The sequence below is a fragment of the Mesorhizobium metallidurans STM 2683 genome (genome assembly GCF_000350085.1).
Classification (GTDB): Bacteria; Pseudomonadota; Alphaproteobacteria; order Rhizobiales; family Rhizobiaceae; genus Mesorhizobium; species Mesorhizobium metallidurans.
The window spans coordinates 57,332-72,994 of the sequence record NZ_CAUM01000191.1 but is presented as its reverse complement, the minus strand read 5'-3'; the positions used below and the strand labels follow the sequence as shown (position 1 = coordinate 72,994).

The 15,663-nt window shown below is 62.4% G+C and carries 10 protein-coding genes and 2 pseudogenes; 3 read left to right on the top strand and 9 right to left on the bottom strand.

From position 1 onward, the window contains the following. From MESS2_RS30090 to MESS2_RS30080, 3 genes are all read left to right on the top strand, one after another. Window positions 1-2,011: Tn3 family transposase (locus tag MESS2_RS30090; protein WP_040594473.1), on the top strand; the 2,011-nt coding region annotated here is incomplete at its 5' end. 77 nt (window positions 2,012-2,088) lie between these two features. Then, window positions 2,089-2,355: an SDR family oxidoreductase gene (locus MESS2_RS30085; protein WP_008878494.1), complete on the top strand. Its 267-nt coding sequence runs from the start codon at window positions 2,089-2,091 to the stop codon at window positions 2,353-2,355. Between the two features lie 48 nt (window positions 2,356-2,403). Beyond that, complete coding sequence (locus tag MESS2_RS30080; protein ID WP_008878493.1) at window positions 2,404-3,639, top strand: arabinose transporter; 1,236 nt, start codon at window positions 2,404-2,406, stop codon at window positions 3,637-3,639. 201 nt (window positions 3,640-3,840) lie between these two features. Here MESS2_RS30080 and MESS2_RS30075 read toward each other — a convergent pair whose 3' ends face one another. The 9 genes and pseudogenes from MESS2_RS30075 to MESS2_RS30035 form a co-directional block, all read right to left on the bottom strand. After that, complete coding sequence (locus tag MESS2_RS30075; RefSeq protein ID WP_008878492.1) at window positions 3,841-7,308, bottom strand: ATP-binding protein; 3,468 nt, start codon at window positions 7,306-7,308, stop codon at window positions 3,841-3,843. After that, complete coding sequence (locus MESS2_RS30070) at window positions 7,305-8,564, bottom strand: metallophosphoesterase family protein (protein ID WP_008878491.1); 1,260 nt, start codon at window positions 8,562-8,564, stop codon at window positions 7,305-7,307. The genes MESS2_RS30075 and MESS2_RS30070 overlap by 4 nt, the downstream gene beginning before the upstream one ends. An 814-nt stretch (window positions 8,565-9,378) precedes the next feature. Next, a pseudogene (locus MESS2_RS30065) lies at window positions 9,379-9,549 on the bottom strand (omega-aminotransferase AptA); the annotation flags it as partial. Window positions 9,550-9,567: 18 nt separating this feature from the next. Next, window positions 9,568-10,590, bottom strand: a complete 1,023-nt coding sequence (locus MESS2_RS30060; protein ID WP_008878487.1) for a proline racemase family protein — start codon at window positions 10,588-10,590, stop codon at window positions 9,568-9,570. Between the two features lie 4 nt (window positions 10,591-10,594). Next, window positions 10,595-12,073 carry an aldehyde dehydrogenase family protein gene (locus MESS2_RS30055; RefSeq protein WP_008878486.1) on the bottom strand — a complete coding sequence of 493 codons (1,479 nt, stop codon included), beginning with the start codon at window positions 12,071-12,073 and terminating at the stop codon, window positions 10,595-10,597. Between the two features lie 58 nt (window positions 12,074-12,131). Next, window positions 12,132-13,388: an NAD(P)/FAD-dependent oxidoreductase gene (locus tag MESS2_RS30050; protein WP_008878485.1), complete on the bottom strand. Its 1,257-nt coding sequence runs from the start codon at window positions 13,386-13,388 to the stop codon at window positions 12,132-12,134. Window positions 13,389-13,408: 20 nt separating this feature from the next. Continuing rightward, a pseudogene (locus MESS2_RS30045) lies at window positions 13,409-14,285 on the bottom strand (dihydrodipicolinate synthase family protein). Window positions 14,286-14,314: 29 nt separating this feature from the next. Further along, complete coding sequence (locus MESS2_RS30040; RefSeq protein WP_008878482.1) at window positions 14,315-14,980, bottom strand: amino acid ABC transporter permease; 666 nt, start codon at window positions 14,978-14,980, stop codon at window positions 14,315-14,317. Window positions 14,981-14,991: 11 nt separating this feature from the next. Continuing rightward, window positions 14,992-15,660, bottom strand: coding sequence for an amino acid ABC transporter permease (locus MESS2_RS30035; protein WP_008878481.1), 669 nt, complete (start codon window positions 15,658-15,660; stop codon window positions 14,992-14,994). Between the last annotated feature and the right edge of the window lie 3 nt (window positions 15,661-15,663).

The window sequence follows — 15,663 nt, the reverse complement described above, 5'->3', positions numbered from 1 at the left end:
GACGGCCAAAGCGCTACGCATGTTCCTGGACACGATCACAGCCCTGCAGTCCGCGAACGATTATGGCCGCAACGCATTGGAGGTTCTCGATCAGGAAGTTGGATGGCACCGGTTGCTTCGGATGAAGCCTGAGCTTGAGTCGATGGTCGAGGACAACGAGGCGTCGCCTTTGACCTTGGCGGCCGAGCAATATGCGACCGTCAACAAGTACGCCGGTGCGTTCCTGCAGGCGTTCACATTCCGCTCAGCGCGCCGCCATGATCCCCTTCTTGCGGCGATTTCGCTGCTGAAACGGCTCTATGCCGAGAAGCGGCGGAGCCTTCCGGATCGCGTCCCGGTCACCCACCTCAGCCAAGCTGATCGACGGCTAATCCTCGGGCAGGAGAAGCCCGATCGCCGTCTCTATGAGATTGCTACGCTCGCGGCTTTGCGAGACCGCCTTAGATCCGCGGACATTTGGGTCGACGGCAGCCGATCTTTCCGACCGATCGACGAGCACCTGATGCCGCGGTCAACGTTCACAATCCTGAAAGATGAAGGTCGCCTCGGACTTGGTGTCCAAGAGGACGGTGCGGCGTGGCTTACCGAAGCGCGGCAGATGCTCGACTTCAACCTGAAGCGCCTGGCGCACAGGGCACGATCCGGGAAGCTCGACGGTGTTCGTCTCGAAGGTGGAACGCTTATCGTCACGCCGGCAGCTGGCGAAGTTCCCGCAGCAGCCGAGGACCTGAATGCCGAGATCAGCGAGCTCTATCCGTTGGTCGAGGTGCCAGATCTCTTGAGGGAGGTGCATGAATGGACCGGCTTTGCGGATTGCTTCACCCATGTTCGCACGGGTGACACTCCGAGGAATGTCTCGGCCATGCTGGCTGGCGTACTGGCCGATGCGACCAACCTTGGTCCGAAACGGATGGCCAGCGCGTCCAAAGGCATCAGCGCTCACCAGATCAGTTGGATGCGCACGTTCCACGCCCGGTCGGAGACCTACCGAGCAGCCCAGGCCTGCGTGACGGACGCACACACCCGCCATCCGCATTCTCGCCTTTGGGGCAATGGCACGACGTCGTCATCTGATGGCCAATTCTTCCGAGCAAGCGACCGCGCCGCAAAGCGCGGAGATATCAATCTACATTACGGCAGTGAGCCCGGATCGAAGTTCTACAGCCATCTGTCAGATCAGTACGGCTACTTTAGCATCTTGCCCATCAGCCCGACCGAAAGCGAGGCCGCGTTTGTGCTCGACGGATTATTCGATCAGGACACAATCCTCGAGATACAGGAGCACTTCACCGACACCGGCGGCGCGAGCGATCACGTCTTTGGGCTATTCGCTCTGATCGGCAAGCGGTTCGCACCGCGACTGCGCAATCTCAAAGATCGGAAGTTCCACACCTTCGAGAAAGGCGATGCATACCCGGCGCTGTCGAACCACATCGGGGCGCCGATCAACACCACACTGATCCTCGATCACTGGGATGATCTGCTTCATCTGGCGGCATCGATCACCACCCGTGCCGTTGTGCCCTCGACGATCCTGAAGAAGCTCTCGGCATCACCGAAGGAAAGCCAACTGGCCAAGGCTCTTCGGGAACTCGGCCGCATCGAGCGGTCGCTTTTCATGATCGAATGGTACTCGAGCTCGACACTGCGCCGGCGCTGCCAAGCCGGCCTCAACAAGGGCGAGGCAGCGCACAAACTCAAACGCGCAGTCTTCTTTCATGAGCGTGGCGAACTCCGCGACCGGTCGTTCGAAAGTCAGGCATTCCGCGCATCGGGCCTCAATCTTGTCGTCAGCGCGATCGTCCACTGGAACACTGTCTATCTCGACCGCGCGGTCACAGAGCTCAAACGAGCGGGAAGGAACATCCCAGATACGCTGTTGAAGCATATCTCGCCGCTGAGTTGGGAGCACATCAACCTGACGGGCATCTACACCTGGGACAGCGAGCAACATCTCCCGGAAGGCTTCAGGTCGCTTCGCCTCCCGGCTGGGCTACGGCGTGCCGCATAACGTTCCTGCTCCGTTCGACCTTAGCGTACGATTTCGCACTGCTCTTGTTCCGACCCCATGGAGGCACGAAATGGTTCGTGCGCGACTTCATGGAAGTGCTGCGTATGGAGTCCGCCATGGAAGGGACGAACATTCGCACCGCGACCATCTATCCGGCCGCGATCAACACGGAGCTGCTTGAAACGATCAGCGACGAAGGTACGGCCGCCGCGATGCAGAACACCTATGACAAATACGGAATCTCGCCGGACCGGATCGTTGACGTCGCTGCGTTCGCCATCGATGCACCGGAAGACACCACGATCAACGAGTTCACGGTCGGGCCCGCCAACCAACCCTGGTGATCCGAACTGAAGCCTCCGCCAACTAACGTCATCAGATTGCTTCGACGAATGACACACCTGCCGACATCGTCAACACCATTGCGTTCGGTCGCGGTTACCCTGCTGCCAACCATGGCGGCGGTGTTGGCCGGGTTTGTTGTCATCGGCGCAGCGTTGCCTGTTCTTCCGCTGCACGTCAGCCACAATCTGGGATTCGGTAGTGTCGTTGTCGGCATAGTTGCGGGAACGCAGTTCGCGGCATCCCTGGTCTCACGCGTGTGGTCGGGTTCCTTTGCGGACGGGAACGGAGGGAAACGAGCCGTTCTCGTAGGCCTGGTTACGGCAGCGGCTGCCGGGCTGCTCTATCTCCTGTCCGTTGCCGTCGCGCGTTCGCCCGTTCTCTCCGTCTCGATCCTGGTCATTGGACGCGCGGTGCTCGGCGGTGCCGAGAGCTTCATCATCACAGGTGGCGTGGCCTGGGGCCTGGCGCTCGTGGATACGGGGCATTCGGGAAAGGTGATTGCATGGGTCGGCACTGCGATGTTCGCGGCGTTGGCCTTCAGCGGACCTTTCGGAACCATGTTGTTCACAGCCTACGGCTTTGCGGCGATAGGGCTGCTGACCACATTATTGCCGTTGCTCGTCCTGGGATCGCTCATGCGCGCGCCGAACCCTCGGATACAGTTGCGGCAGAGAAAATCCGATTTGAGAGCGGTTTTTGGCGCGGTATGGCTGCCAGGACTTGGTGCGGCACTCGCCAGCGTCGGCTACTGCTCAGTCCTTGCCTTCAGCTCCCTTCTGTATGCCGACAATCATTGGCGACCGGTCTGGGTTGGATTTACGGCGTTTGGAGCTGCGCTGATCGCAGCACGTATGGTCTGCGGTCATTTGCCTGACAGATACGGCGGTGCAAAGATCGCCCTGCTGTTCGTGCTCGTGCAGTCAGCCGGGCTTCTGCTCATCGGGTTGGCACGAAGCAGTGTGCTTGCTTCCTTCGGAGCCGCGCTGGCGGGCCTAGGCTACTCCCTGGTCTACCCCGGGCTTGGCGTGGAGGCGGTTGGTGGCACATCTCCGGAAAACCGCGGCTTGGCGATGGGCATCTACACGGCCTTTCTGGATGTCGCGATGGCTCTAGGAGGCCCGGCGTTGGGATGGGCTGCCGATCGAGCAGGTTTGAGCGTTGTCTTCTTTATCAGCGCCGGTGTCACCTTTTGTACAACCGCTATTGCATTGCATTTAGCGTACAACGCCCATCGAAGCCAGCAGGCGGACGGCTACCCACGTCCGTTAAACCGGCCAAAGTAGCCATTCAATCGCAAGGTTGAAAATGACCGCGTGCGGCGCGACGGCGACCTCCCGAGCGGTCGCCTGCAACGTCGGCTTTCGGAATAGGCAAAGCTGGCCTCTAGGTCCGGCTTCGGGCGCAAAGCTGACGCCAAAGCCGGCGCTTGGAAATGTCGATTAGACTAGCTAAGGGGAATCGAACAGCACGGTATTTGTCCAGTCTCATCCGAGCTCATGAACCGCTACGCCCGGCACTACAGCCTTGGCGATCTCACACAAGTGCTGGTGGTGGGTCAGGTAGATTACCTGTCCTGCACTGGCCATCTCCCCAAACAGCCGGAAAACCTCTTCGGACCGGACATGGTCGAAGGTCTCCATGATGTCATCGGCGATGAATGGAACTGAGGGTCGGAACTGTGCGAACTCGTAATACCCGGCAAGCCTGAGCGCCAGGTAGAGTTGAAAACGTGCCCCTTTTGACAGCGCATCGGCGACCTTAGATTGCCCGTCGCGCTGCAACGCGATGAGCACTTCCCCACCCTTCACCGGCTGAGTTGTCAGGCCCGAGTACTGGCCGCGCGTCATGAGGGCGAATGCGTCTGATGCGCGCTCCATCATCCCGGAGCGGTGACGCTCGCGGTAGAGACGCAGAGCATTGCCAGCGGACATTATTCCCAGTTTCAGCTCGATATGGCGGACGGCCTTTTCCTCGATTTCCAGAAGGACGGTGCGCCGTTCGGCATCTATGCGGGCAACAGCGCTGTCGCCGCCAATGGCGTCCAGCTTGTCGGTCGCGCGCATCTGCCGAATAAGCTGGTGCTGTATCGCTTCGTCGGAAGCGCGAAGCCGTTGCTCGGCCTCAGCCTTCTCGATTGCGAGACTATCGAGATCGACAGCATCCAACATCGAACGCGCCTGCTCGAACCCTTCCACCGCGAGCTCGGATGACACCTGCTCCTCAAGTTCGGCCACGGTTGTGCGCAGGCGATCCCTGTCGCGCAGCAGTTCGTCGCGTTGCACGACCTCCGCCAGCGTGGCCACGCCAAAGACGCTCAGAACCTCGTTCTTGCGGCGCTCATGCGCCGAAATCTCGGCATCGAGGATCTCACGCTGATCCTGCAGGCGCTGCAGGTCATTGACGAGGCTTGCCTTGGCCTCGCGCGTGCGCTCGGCGCGCTCCAGGCGCTCGGCAAGCCGGATCGCCAGCTGTTCCGGTTCGTCGTCGGCCGCCTCGCCCGCTTCGGCTGCAACGGCGGAAACCTCGACCAGAAAATTGTCCCTGTCGGCCTCCATCTTCTCGATGCGAAGCTGCATGGCGTCCCGGTCCTGAAGGCCCTTGGACAGTTCAGCTAGTTGGTCAAGGACGCCCCCCATGCCGGACACCGAGATGCCGCTCTCCAGCCAGGTGCCCTTGAGCGATTCGGCAATACCGGCCTGCCATTCATCCTCACGTCGCTCCGCGGCTTCGACAGCGCGGCGCCTGGCGGCCAGATCCTCTTGCCTTGTGCCAACGGTCTTGAGCGCTTCGGTGCGCTCAGCGTCCACCTTGAATTGTCTCTCAAGGAATAGCTCTGCCACGGCCATGACCGTCTCCAGGCTGTCACCAGCATCCGAACCGACGCCGACGCTCGCCAGCGCGCCGCTCAACTCAAGGCGTATTCGGCCTTCCTCATCAACTGCCCGCTCGGCCTTCTTGCGCGAAAGCTCGATCTCCTCCAAGGCCGCGAGCGCATCGATGCGGGCATCGATGCGATCCTCGATCAGTTCGATCAGCGGTTCGGGGGATGTTTCCTCGCGCTGTCCGAGCAGCTCTCTGGCGGCCGTGCGTATTTCCAGGAGCGCGGCCTCCCGATCTGCGCCGTTGCGTGCAAGTTGATCACGCGCATGCGCGATGGTGGCCGCGGTTTCTGCGAGGTTGCGGTTTGTGCTGCGAATCTCGACCAGTTCCCGCGCGTTGGCCAAACGGCCTGCGCCCACATTGTCGTCTCGGGCCAGTGCTGCCGCGAAATCATCGGCCGTTTCCCCAGTCAGGTCATTGCGATGCCTTGCCCAGGCATCGTCGCGGGCACGCCGAATGACGTCGGCCGCATCATCGTCAGTGACGTCGACAGAGGCGCGAAGGGCTTCCAGTCGCGACGAAAGCAAGTCGTGATTGCCCTGGTGCTCGGCAAGACGATCGGAAAGGACGCCCCTGCCCTTCCCCAGCTCTGCTGCCAGCGCTTTCCATGCGCCAAGCTGCGCAGCATTCGGAATGGCGACCCTGGCCAGTGCCTGAGCGTCACCCGACCAGGGGTGCAAACGCGCGATCGCGGCCTGCCATCGAATTTCACCGGCATCCGCAGTCTCGCGTGCCGCCTTGATCTCCCTCATGTACCCGCTGGCCTTGGCCCTAGACAAAGCCGAAACCAGCCTTGCCCTGGCAGGCTCTGGCACGGCCCGTTCTTCGCCGACCCGGTCGCGTGCCGCCTGGAGCACGTCAGCGGCTGCCGTGGCCTCCTCGCGCGCAACGCGCACGCTGGTAACAATCCCGGATCGCTGCTCGACCATGGTGCGCACAGCACCGATGGTTGCAGCAGGCAAAAGCAGCTTGGCAGGATCTGGCTCGGAGGACCTTCCCAGTGCGGCAAGGCAGGTCGCCACGGCATTGTCGAGGATTTGCAGCTCCGTCCTGCGGCTTGGGAGGTCCAGGCCGGCCGAGACGTGGCGCACCTTGCGGTCGGCCAGGCCGCGAACCCGTTCGGAAATCGCAAGGATCGTCTCGTCGGCATCGACCGCAGCGATTTTCGTCGTCACCCGCTCGAGCTCGTCCTCGCTCGCCGACAGCCGTGTTCTTAGGCTGGCGTCAGTCTCGATCATGTCGGCGACGCTGCCGGTCAATGTCCTTGGCGGGGACGCGATCTCTGGCAACTCGGCCAATTGGGCCTGCTTGCGCCGGATATCGGCAAGAATCGGGATCGCGCGAAGATACTTCGCGATCGTGTCGAGCCTGGCCGACAGCACCGAGCGCTCGGCGATGCTGCGATCGTATTTTTCGGTCGCGTCCAGCCGTTCGGTTTCGAGGGTCTCGAATGTCGACGCCAAGGTGTCGATCGCCTCCCTCGCGGACTTCAGTTCCGCAAGCCGCTTCTTGAGCAGTGCAAGCTCGGTTCCGTGGGCCTGCTTGCGATACAGCCTGTCCGCCTCGGCCTCGAGCAGGCTCAATGTATCGCTTGCGTGCCCGAGGCCGGCGCTGGCCGTGAACAGCAGCTTGCCGAGGTCGCCGCGCGATTCCAGGATTGCTTTTCCACCTGCTTCCAGCGTTTCGTCGTCCAACGAGAACATGGTCTCGTATGCGTCGCGAGATAGGCCGGCGAGATGGGCCGATATCGCCATCTCGCTGACCGGTTGGCCAGCCGCGTTCAACAATGAGTTGGAGCGCTGTTTGGTGCGTGTGAAAATTTGCTCCGCGCCGCCGAGTTCGAGCACCCCGCCGATGCGCATGGCGCTGTACTCGTGCAGGAAATTGTAGCGGCTGCGCTCCTCGATGCCGAACAGCAGGTCGAGATAGCCCGAAAGTGCGGTCGACTTGCCGGCCTCGTTCAGGCCGAAGACGATATGCAGGTCGGATCCGGATTCGGGCTTTGGCCCGAAGTCGATCGTCGCATCGGTGAACTTGCCATATCGGATGAGATCAAGGCGGCGCAGCCTCATTGTGATCCACCGGCCTTGAGGCGGGCGGTGACCAGGTCGGCGCCGTTGGCAAGCGCCCTATCGAGGAACAACTCCAGCTCAGCCTCGTCCTTGCCGGCGAAATCGCGCCCGTCAGGCGGAAGGTCCGCGATCATTTTCTGGACAAGCGCCCTCGCCTCGGCGCGAAAGGCTTCCGAGCCGGCATCGGCGCGCATGGACTGAGCGAGTTCGAAAATCGGATCGGCGGCTCCCTCGGATGTTTCTGCCGCGGGTGGAGAGACGTTCAGCTCGAGCATCTCCACCCAGGTGTCTCCCGTGTGCTCCGCGACCTGCTCGGCTTCTGCGAGCAGCAGGTCGCGGTCGCGGATCAGCGCCCAGGATAGCGGTGACGCCCCGGTCAGGCTGAGGCGAACCACGGCATGGCGTGACCTGACAGAGGCGCGCACATCTTCGAGCGCGGAGCGGACTCGTCCGACGACTTCGGACCACTCCACCGTTTCGGTAAGGTCGACGTTCACCCGCTCGAATTGCGCGATGCTGGTCAGCCTCTCCTCGATCTCGACGGTGCGGTCGTCTCTGATCGTTACCAGGGTAACGGATTTTTCCGCGGCCTCGTTGATATCCCTGCCCTGCGGAATGCCCGGCATCACCACGATGCTCGCCCCGGGATGGACTTGGCGGACATGGATGTGCCCAAGCGCCCAGTAGTCGAAGCCATGGCTGTGCAGGTCAGCGACGCTGCAGGGCGCGTAGACGTCGTGGCCGGGCGATCCGGCCAGGCTGGTATGCATGATGCCGACATTGACCGCGCCTTCACGCGCAGCTGAATATTTGGGGAGCAGGCTGTCCGGCGCCTTGGGGCTGGCAAAGCTCAAGCCATGGAACATGACGTCAAGCCCGCCGGCTGTCTGCAGCACGGACTGCGAACGGCCACCGAATATCGTGACCGTCTCCGGGAACACCAGCTGCTTCGATATGCGCGATAGCGCGTCATGATTGCCACGGATCTTGAAGACCCTGATGCCGGCCTGGTGCAGCCGTGTCATCTGCGACGCCAGGAAGCGGGCGGTTTTCATCGACGTCTGATCGCCGTCGTAGAGATCGCCGGCAATGACCAGCGCATCGACACGTTCCGCAAGGCAGAGATCGACGATCGAGACAAACGCTTGGCGACTGGCGTCTCCGACGAGTTCGGCAAGGTCGCCGTTTCGTAGGGCCAGCGAGCGCAGTGGCGAGTCGAGATGAATGTCGGCGGTGTGAACGAATCGAAATGGCATGGGGAAGTCTCCGGTCACAATTATACGAGTGTTCGACCGCGGCTCGACAGGAAAATCTCAAGATAGGGGTGTTGGCGTTCGGGTATAGGTCGCCCTTGAGCAAGGTTCTTGGCTATGTGCCGGGTAAGGCCATTTCGCGTTGACAGGGAGTTGCAAAACACCGCCCGAATGTCGAACATTCTCGGGATCGCGATCGATCCTTAGAACCCGGGAGCCTGTCTGGGGGCGATCTATCGGAGCGACTGCAGCGCCGGATGCCCAGATGCTACGGGTAATCTCGGCCGCAACGGAACTCGCCGGCGACCTCAAGCGAACAGATTGAATTATTGCACGAATTCCAGTCTTGCCATTTATGCGACTTTTTTCTTCGAACCGCCGACGGGGCGAGCGGCAAGAAGTGGGAGGGTCAGCATTTGGTCCGGTGGCTCCTTCACGAGCGGCATCGAGCCATTGCACCCACAACTGCGTCTCTCTTTGGCGACTTTCGCGCGGCGATTCAGAAGAATTCAGAGTCTCATGCCGTTTAGACAGTGATTGTCACCCAGTTACAACCGACAAGACTTGCAGGATGCGCCGTCAACCACCTTAGGTAATCAGGAGATTACTACTCCATTGATGAGAATGGCATAATCTATCTATGTAACTAATGGAACTAACCCATTGACATAAAACAACACAATTGTGAAGAGCTTCCCATACACCTTGAATATCGAGTCCTTCGGAAGCGCATAACGGACAATGCGCAACGTTTCCTCGTCTTCGATGGTCACTTAAAGCACCTGGTTCACGGATCGTCGTTACCCCTTGTGCTCAAGGCGTTGCAGCACCACAGGCCGGCCGTTCCATCCAGCACCTGGCGGCCATCCGAGGTGGTGTAGTACATGCCATCCGCGGCCACGAACATACGCGGGTTTTTCTTGAACTGCCGGTTTGCCGTGAACGGCATCCAGAAGGCGCTGAGATCATTCGGGGCAGTGATGGTCATGATAGAATCCCTCGGATGTCAGGCGCCGCCGCCCCAGGTGTCTGAAAGGATGAAGCCGGTTGGAAACGGATCGTCGGGATCGAGCCCGATCTGCGCGATGCCGTAGATCCAACATTGGCCGGAAACGCGGTTGCGCGTGGCCGGATAGGGACCGACGCGCGCTTCTTCGAGGAACAGCGTCGTGAATTCTCCCCCGATGGGCGAGCGTGACACGACCGTGTCGCCGGGCTTTACGCGGCCGTCGGAGAAGCGCACCGCCATGTTGGCGTTCGAGCCTGTGCCGCAGGGCGAGCGGTCGACGCGCCCCGGCGGCAGCGTCGTGCAGGTGCGCACCGCGCCATCGGCCTCCTCCGAACGGAACATCACATAAGCGATGCCGTTGATCTCCGGTGTTTCGGGATGCGCGATGGTGACGTCGCGCGCGACTAGGTCGCGCAGGGCGACGCCATCAGCGCCAAGCCTCCGTGCATTCTGCGGCGCGATTGTCAGCCCAAGCTGTTCCGGGTCGACGAGGGCATAAAAGACACCCCCGAAACACAGGTCGTACCGGACCGGTCCCCATTGCGGCGTTTCGACCACCGCATCTTTCCGCGCCACGAAGGAGGGCGGCATATCGAGACTGACGCGAACGACCTTGCCGTCGGCGCAATCGGCGACGGCGCGCACGAGGCCAGCGGCCGTATCGAGGGTGACAACGGTTTGCGGCTCCGTCATCTCCTTCATGCCGGTCTCGAGCACGGCGGTCACGGCGCACATGGCGTTGGAGCCTGACATGGCGTGCGCCTGGTCCGGCTGAAGAACGATGAAGCCGAAATCGGCCCCGGGTCGGGTCGCCGGGGTCAGCAGGACGAAGGATCCTGCCGGGCCGCTGCGCGGCTCCGAACAAAGGAGTCGCCGCAGGCTGTCGTCGACCGTGTTGATGTGGTTGAGCTTGGCGGCCATCGTCGCGCCTGGAATGTCGAGCGTGCCGCCAGTGATCACGCGGCCGATCTCGCCGGCGCAGTGCACATCGACCGTCTGAAGCGTCCTCTTCCAGCGCATCCGTCTAGTCCTTGATGTACCAGCCCCACGGCTTGTCGGAGGCAAAACGCGTGATCTGCTTGGTTTCGAGGTAGTTTTCCAGACCCCAGCGGCCAAGCTCACGACCAATGCCGGACTGCTTGTAGCCACCCCACGGCGCTTCCGTGAACGTCGGCTGCGAGCAGTTGATCCAGACGATGCCGGCGCGGAAGGCGGCCGCGACGCGCTCGGCGCGCGCATTGTCCTTCGACATCACCGCCGCCGCCAGGCCGAAGCGCGAATGGTTGGCCAGCCGAACCACCTCCTCTTCCGTGGAGAATGGCCGCACGCAGACTACGGGGCCGAAGATCTCCTCGTTCCATGTCTCGCCGTCGAGCGGCGGGTCCACGATCACGGTCGGCTCGAAATAATAGCCCTTGTCGAAGCCCGGCGCGCGGCCGCCGCCGGTCAGCACCTTGGCGCCTTCGGTCCGCGCCTTCTGGACCGCCGCCTGCACGCAGTCATACTGCTTTTTCGAAACCAGCGGCCCGAGCAGCGTGCCTTCCGCCAAGCCGTCGCCGATCCTGATCTTGCGGGTTTCCTCGACCAGACGCTCGAGCAGTCTTTCGTAAATGCCCTCTTGAACGAGGACGCGCGAGGTGGCTGAGCAGACCTGGCCCTGATTCCAGAAAATGCCGAACATGATCCATTCGACCGCCTCGCCGATGTCGGCGTCCTCGAAGACGACGAAGGGCGACTTGCCGCCGAGTTCGAGGCTGACGCGCTTGATGTCGCGCGCCGCGGTCGCCATGATCTTCGAACCAACCGCGGTAGAGCCGGTGAAGGCGAGCTTGTCCACGTCCGGATGATCGATGATGGCTTGACCGGCGACCGAGCCCGGGCCCGTCAGCACGTTCAGGACGCCCGCCGGCAATCCCGCCTTGTCGGCGATGTCTGCCAGTTCGAGCGCGGTGAGAGACGTAACCTCGGCCGGCTTGAGGACCACCGTGCAGCCGGCGGCAAGCGCCGGCGCCACCTTCCAGGCAGCCATCAGCAGCGGATAGTTCCAGGGGATGATGGCGCCGGCGACGCCGACCGGCTCCTTGACGGCCTTCGATGTGAAACGGGCATCGGGCAGCGCGATAGCTTCCTCGGGATGAGCGTCGAGTTCCTCGGCGAGGCCGGCATAGAAGTCGAAGCAGCCCGCGGCGTCGCCGACATCCCAGTCGGCTTCGGGGAACGGCTTGCCGTTGTCGACCACCTCCAGCCGCGCGATCTCGGCCTGGCGCTCGCGAATGCCGGCGGCGATGGCGCGAAGGTACTTGGCGCGCTCGGTCCCGGTCAGCTTGCTCCACGATCCGTCATCGAAGGCTCGCCTCGCCGCCTTGACCGCGAGGTCGACATCCTCCGCGCCCGCCGCCGCGATGCGATGGATCACTTCCTCGGTCGACGGGTTGATGACTTCGACCGTGCCGCCTGCCGCCGGCGCCCGCCATTGGCCGTCAATATAGAGTTTGTCGCGCATGTCTTTCTCCAATCCCGTCGAGCGGCTCGCGCCGCCATGTTGTCTGGTGGCCCGAGGCTCAGAACCGATCGACTCGATAGGGCCTGATATCCAGCGGCGGCGGCTGTCCGGTGACGAGGTCGCCGACGATCCGGGCGGTCGTCGCCGCGTAGGTCAGGCCCAGATGGCCGTGCCCCGTGGCGTAGTAGACGCCCTTCGTTTTCGCGGAGGGCGAGATGACCGGCACGGTGTCGGGCAAAGCCGGGCGATGCCCCATCCATTCGCTCGTCTCGGCCGCCTGAAGATCGGGCAAGGCTTCCTTCGCCCGTTTCACCAGCACCTTCGCCCGCCGGTAGTCCGGCGGCGCGTCGAGACCTGCCATTTCCACTGTGCCGCCGACCCGCAACCCGCCGGCGGTCGGGGTGACCATGAAGGCGCGCGCCGGCCAGATCAGCGAATGCTTCAGGGAAACGCCCGGCGCCATGATCTGCGTATGATAGCCGCGCTCGGTCTCGAGCGGCATCGGCTCCCCGAGCTCGGCCGACAGCCGTCTCGTCCAGGCGCCGGCCGCCAGAATAGCCTCGCTCGCGGCAAGTTGGCGCCCGTCCATCAGTCGGATGGCGGCGAGCCCGTCGGCGTCACGCTCGAAGCCGGCGACCTCGCCGCGCTCAACCTTGCCGCCCAGCCGCTCGAACGCCTCTACCAGCAGGAGGACAAGACGATAAGGGTCCGTTATCGAGCGATTCTGCGGGAATAGCACCGCCTTGCCGATTTTTGCCGCAAGCGCCGGTTCGAGATCGCGCAGAAGGTTGCCGCCGATCACCTCATGCGCGATGCCGAAGCGCTCCAGCACCTCGATGTGCTCACGATCGGCGCGGAACTCGGTCTCATCCGCATAGAGGCTGAGACAGCCCTCAAGGGTCAGCATGTCTAAAGCGCCGATCGCGTCCAGCATAGGAAGCAGATCATCGTAGACGCGCGCGCAAAGTTCGGCACCCGCTGCCTCGAGTTCCTTGACCTTCGATGGCCGGCTCGCCGCAAGGAATCGCAGGAACCATGGCAAGAGCCTGGGCATGTAGGACGGCCGGAAACGGACCGGCCCCTCAGGGTCGAGCAGCCATTTCGGCATCTGCGCCCACACGCCCGGCCGCGAAGCCGGCATGAACTCGGTCACGGCGATGCTTGCCATGTTGCCGAACGATGCACCCTTGCCCGGCGGATCTCGGTCGATGACAAGCGTGTCACGACCGCGTCGCTGCAATTCGAATGCGATGGCCGCGCCGACGATGCCGGCGCCGATGACGACGATGGGCGACAGGGCTCGCCGCTCTGGCATGACAGCTTTCCCGCGCCGAACTAGTTTAGGATCGGCTGCATCGCCGCCCTGAACTCGGCCTTCTCGGCCTCAGTCAGGGGTCCAAGCGGCGCCCGGCATTGGCCGAGCGGCAGACCCTGCAGTTCGCAGCCATATTTGATCTTCTGGACGAACTTGCCGCTCTCTAGGATGTTCATCGCCCGGTAGAGCGTCTTCATCTGCGCGCGCGCCGCATCGAGGTCGCCGGACCGGTAGGCGCGGTCGAGATCGCAGCAGGCCTTGGCCATGCAGTTGGACGGACCGCAGATCCAGCAATCAGCGCCCCAGAACATGAAATCGAGCGCGATGTCGTCCGAACCCGAGATCAGCTGGATCTTGCCCTCGTAACGGCTGGCGATATCGATCGCGCGCTGGAGCGAGCCGGAACTTTCCTTGATGCCGATGACGCGCGGATTGTCGGCGAAATGATCCATCAGTTCGAAGCTGATGTCCGACCCATCCTTGGCCGGGTAGGAGTAGAGCACCAGATTGACTTCCACCGCATCGAGGACAGTCTCATAGTGCCGGATCAACTCGTCTTGCGTCGGGCGCGTGTAGAAGGGCGGCGCGAGCAGGACGGTATCGTAGCCGATCTTTTTTTGCCATCTCCATCTGTTCGATGACCTCGCGGGTCGCCGGCGCATTGGTGCCGGCGATCAGCGTCTCGCCCGGCCTGGCGAAATCCTTCACGAACTGCAGCACCTCACGGCGCTCGTCCGTCGACTGAGAAAAATATTCGCCGGTAGAGCCGTTCGGCACCCATCCCGTCACACCGGCTTCGCGCAAGTGCGTGAGCAGCTTCTCGAAAGCCTTGAAGTCGACCTTTCCGTTCGCGTCGAACGGGGTAACGAGCGCGGGCATGACGCCTGAAAGTTTCATTTTCGTCTCCATTTTGTCAGGCCAGATCGTCAGACGGCCAGCTTGGTCAGAATACGTTGCTCGATGAAGGTGACAGCGCGCGTCAAAGGGAATGCGATCACGAAATAGATGAGTGCGACGACCGTCAGTACCTCGACGGGGCGGGCGGTGTTGTTGGAGATGTTCGAGCCGACGAACATCAGGTCCGCCATGCCGACCGCCGAAACCAGGGCGCTTTCCTTGAACAGGCTGATGCAGTTCGATAGCAGTGTCGGAATGGCCCGCAACACCGCCTGCGGCAGCACCACACTGGTCGTTTGCGTCCAGCGCGGCAGGCCGAGCGCCACGCAGGCGTCGTACTGTTCGCGACCGATCGAGCGCAGCGATGCCCGGAACGTCTCGCTGGTGATGGCGCCCATATAGAGGGTCAGCGCGATCACCGCGGACGTGAAATTGGAGAGCTCCGTGCCGAGCAGGAGTGGCAGGCAGAAGAAGATCCAGAACAGCTGGATTAGCACCGGCGTGCCGCGGAAGAACTCCACATAGAAGCCGGAGACACCACGCAGGATCCGATTATCCGACGTGCGGGCGAGACCGACGAAGAAGCCGATGGCGCAGCCAAGCACGATGCAGATCAGCGTCAGCTCGAGCGTCGTCAGCAGGCCCTTGAGTAGCGCGTCCTGGAAGCGCAGCAGAACGGAGAAATCGAGTGCCATTGTCGCTTCTCCTACCCTGCCAAGCCCGCGCGGCGGCGCTCGAGATAACCGACAAGCTGACCGACCGGGAACGAGACGGCGAAGTAGATCAGCGCAACAATCGTGAAGGTTTCGATAGGACGGTAGGTCTGGGTCGCCAGCGTTTTGCCCTGGTACATGAGATCCTGGACGGCCACGATGGCGACCAGCGCGCTCTGCTGGAAGATGCCGATGCCGTTGGTGAGCAGAACCGGGACCGATGCACGGAAGGCGTTCGGCAATACGATGTAGAGAATGCGCTGGAGCGGATTGAGGCCGAGCGCGATGCCCGCGTCGATTTGCTCGCGCGGCACGGCCTGGATCGAGGCGCGGTAGGCCTCCGCGTTGAAGGCTGTGAGGTTCATTCCGAGCGCGAGAATGCCCATCGTCACCGAACCGAGAAAGACGTTGAACAGCATCGGCACGCAGTAGAAGAACCAGACGATCTGAACGAGCGCGGGCGTGCAGCGGAAGAACTCGACGAACATGGTTGCTGGCCACCGCACGACGGCCCAGCGGCTCATCACCATGAGCGCCACGACGAAACCGAGCGTCAGTCCGATCAGATTGGCTGCTGCGGTCAACTGCAGCGTCACGACGAGGCCGTCGAGCAGCGGCCCGAAGTTGCGGGTGACCGACTGGAAATCGAAACTGTAGTTCATCGC

What these genes read in the sequence shown, in the direction of transcription:
- MESS2_RS30035 (WP_008878481.1), bottom strand. Translation starts at nt 15,660, where the DNA reads ATGAACTACAGTTTCGATTTCCAGTCGGTCACCCGCAACTTCGGGCCG.
- MESS2_RS30050 (WP_008878485.1), bottom strand. Translation starts at nt 13,388, where the DNA reads ATGCCAGAGCGGCGAGCCCTGTCGCCCATCGTCGTCATCGGCGCCGGC.
- MESS2_RS30060 (WP_008878487.1), bottom strand. Translation starts at nt 10,590, where the DNA reads ATGCGCTGGAAGAGGACGCTTCAGACGGTCGATGTGCACTGCGCCGGC.
- MESS2_RS30070 (WP_008878491.1), bottom strand. Translation starts at nt 8,564, where the DNA reads ATGCCATTTCGATTCGTTCACACCGCCGACATTCATCTCGACTCGCCA.
- MESS2_RS30075 (WP_008878492.1), bottom strand. Translation starts at nt 7,308, where the DNA reads ATGAGGCTGCGCCGCCTTGATCTCATCCGATATGGCAAGTTCACCGAT.
- MESS2_RS30055 (WP_008878486.1), bottom strand. Translation starts at nt 12,073, where the DNA reads ATGCGCGACAAACTCTATATTGACGGCCAATGGCGGGCGCCGGCGGCA.
- MESS2_RS30040 (WP_008878482.1), bottom strand. Translation starts at nt 14,980, where the DNA reads ATGGCACTCGATTTCTCCGTTCTGCTGCGCTTCCAGGACGCGCTACTC.
- MESS2_RS30080 (WP_008878493.1), top strand. Translation starts at nt 2,404, where the DNA reads ATGACACACCTGCCGACATCGTCAACACCATTGCGTTCGGTCGCGGTT.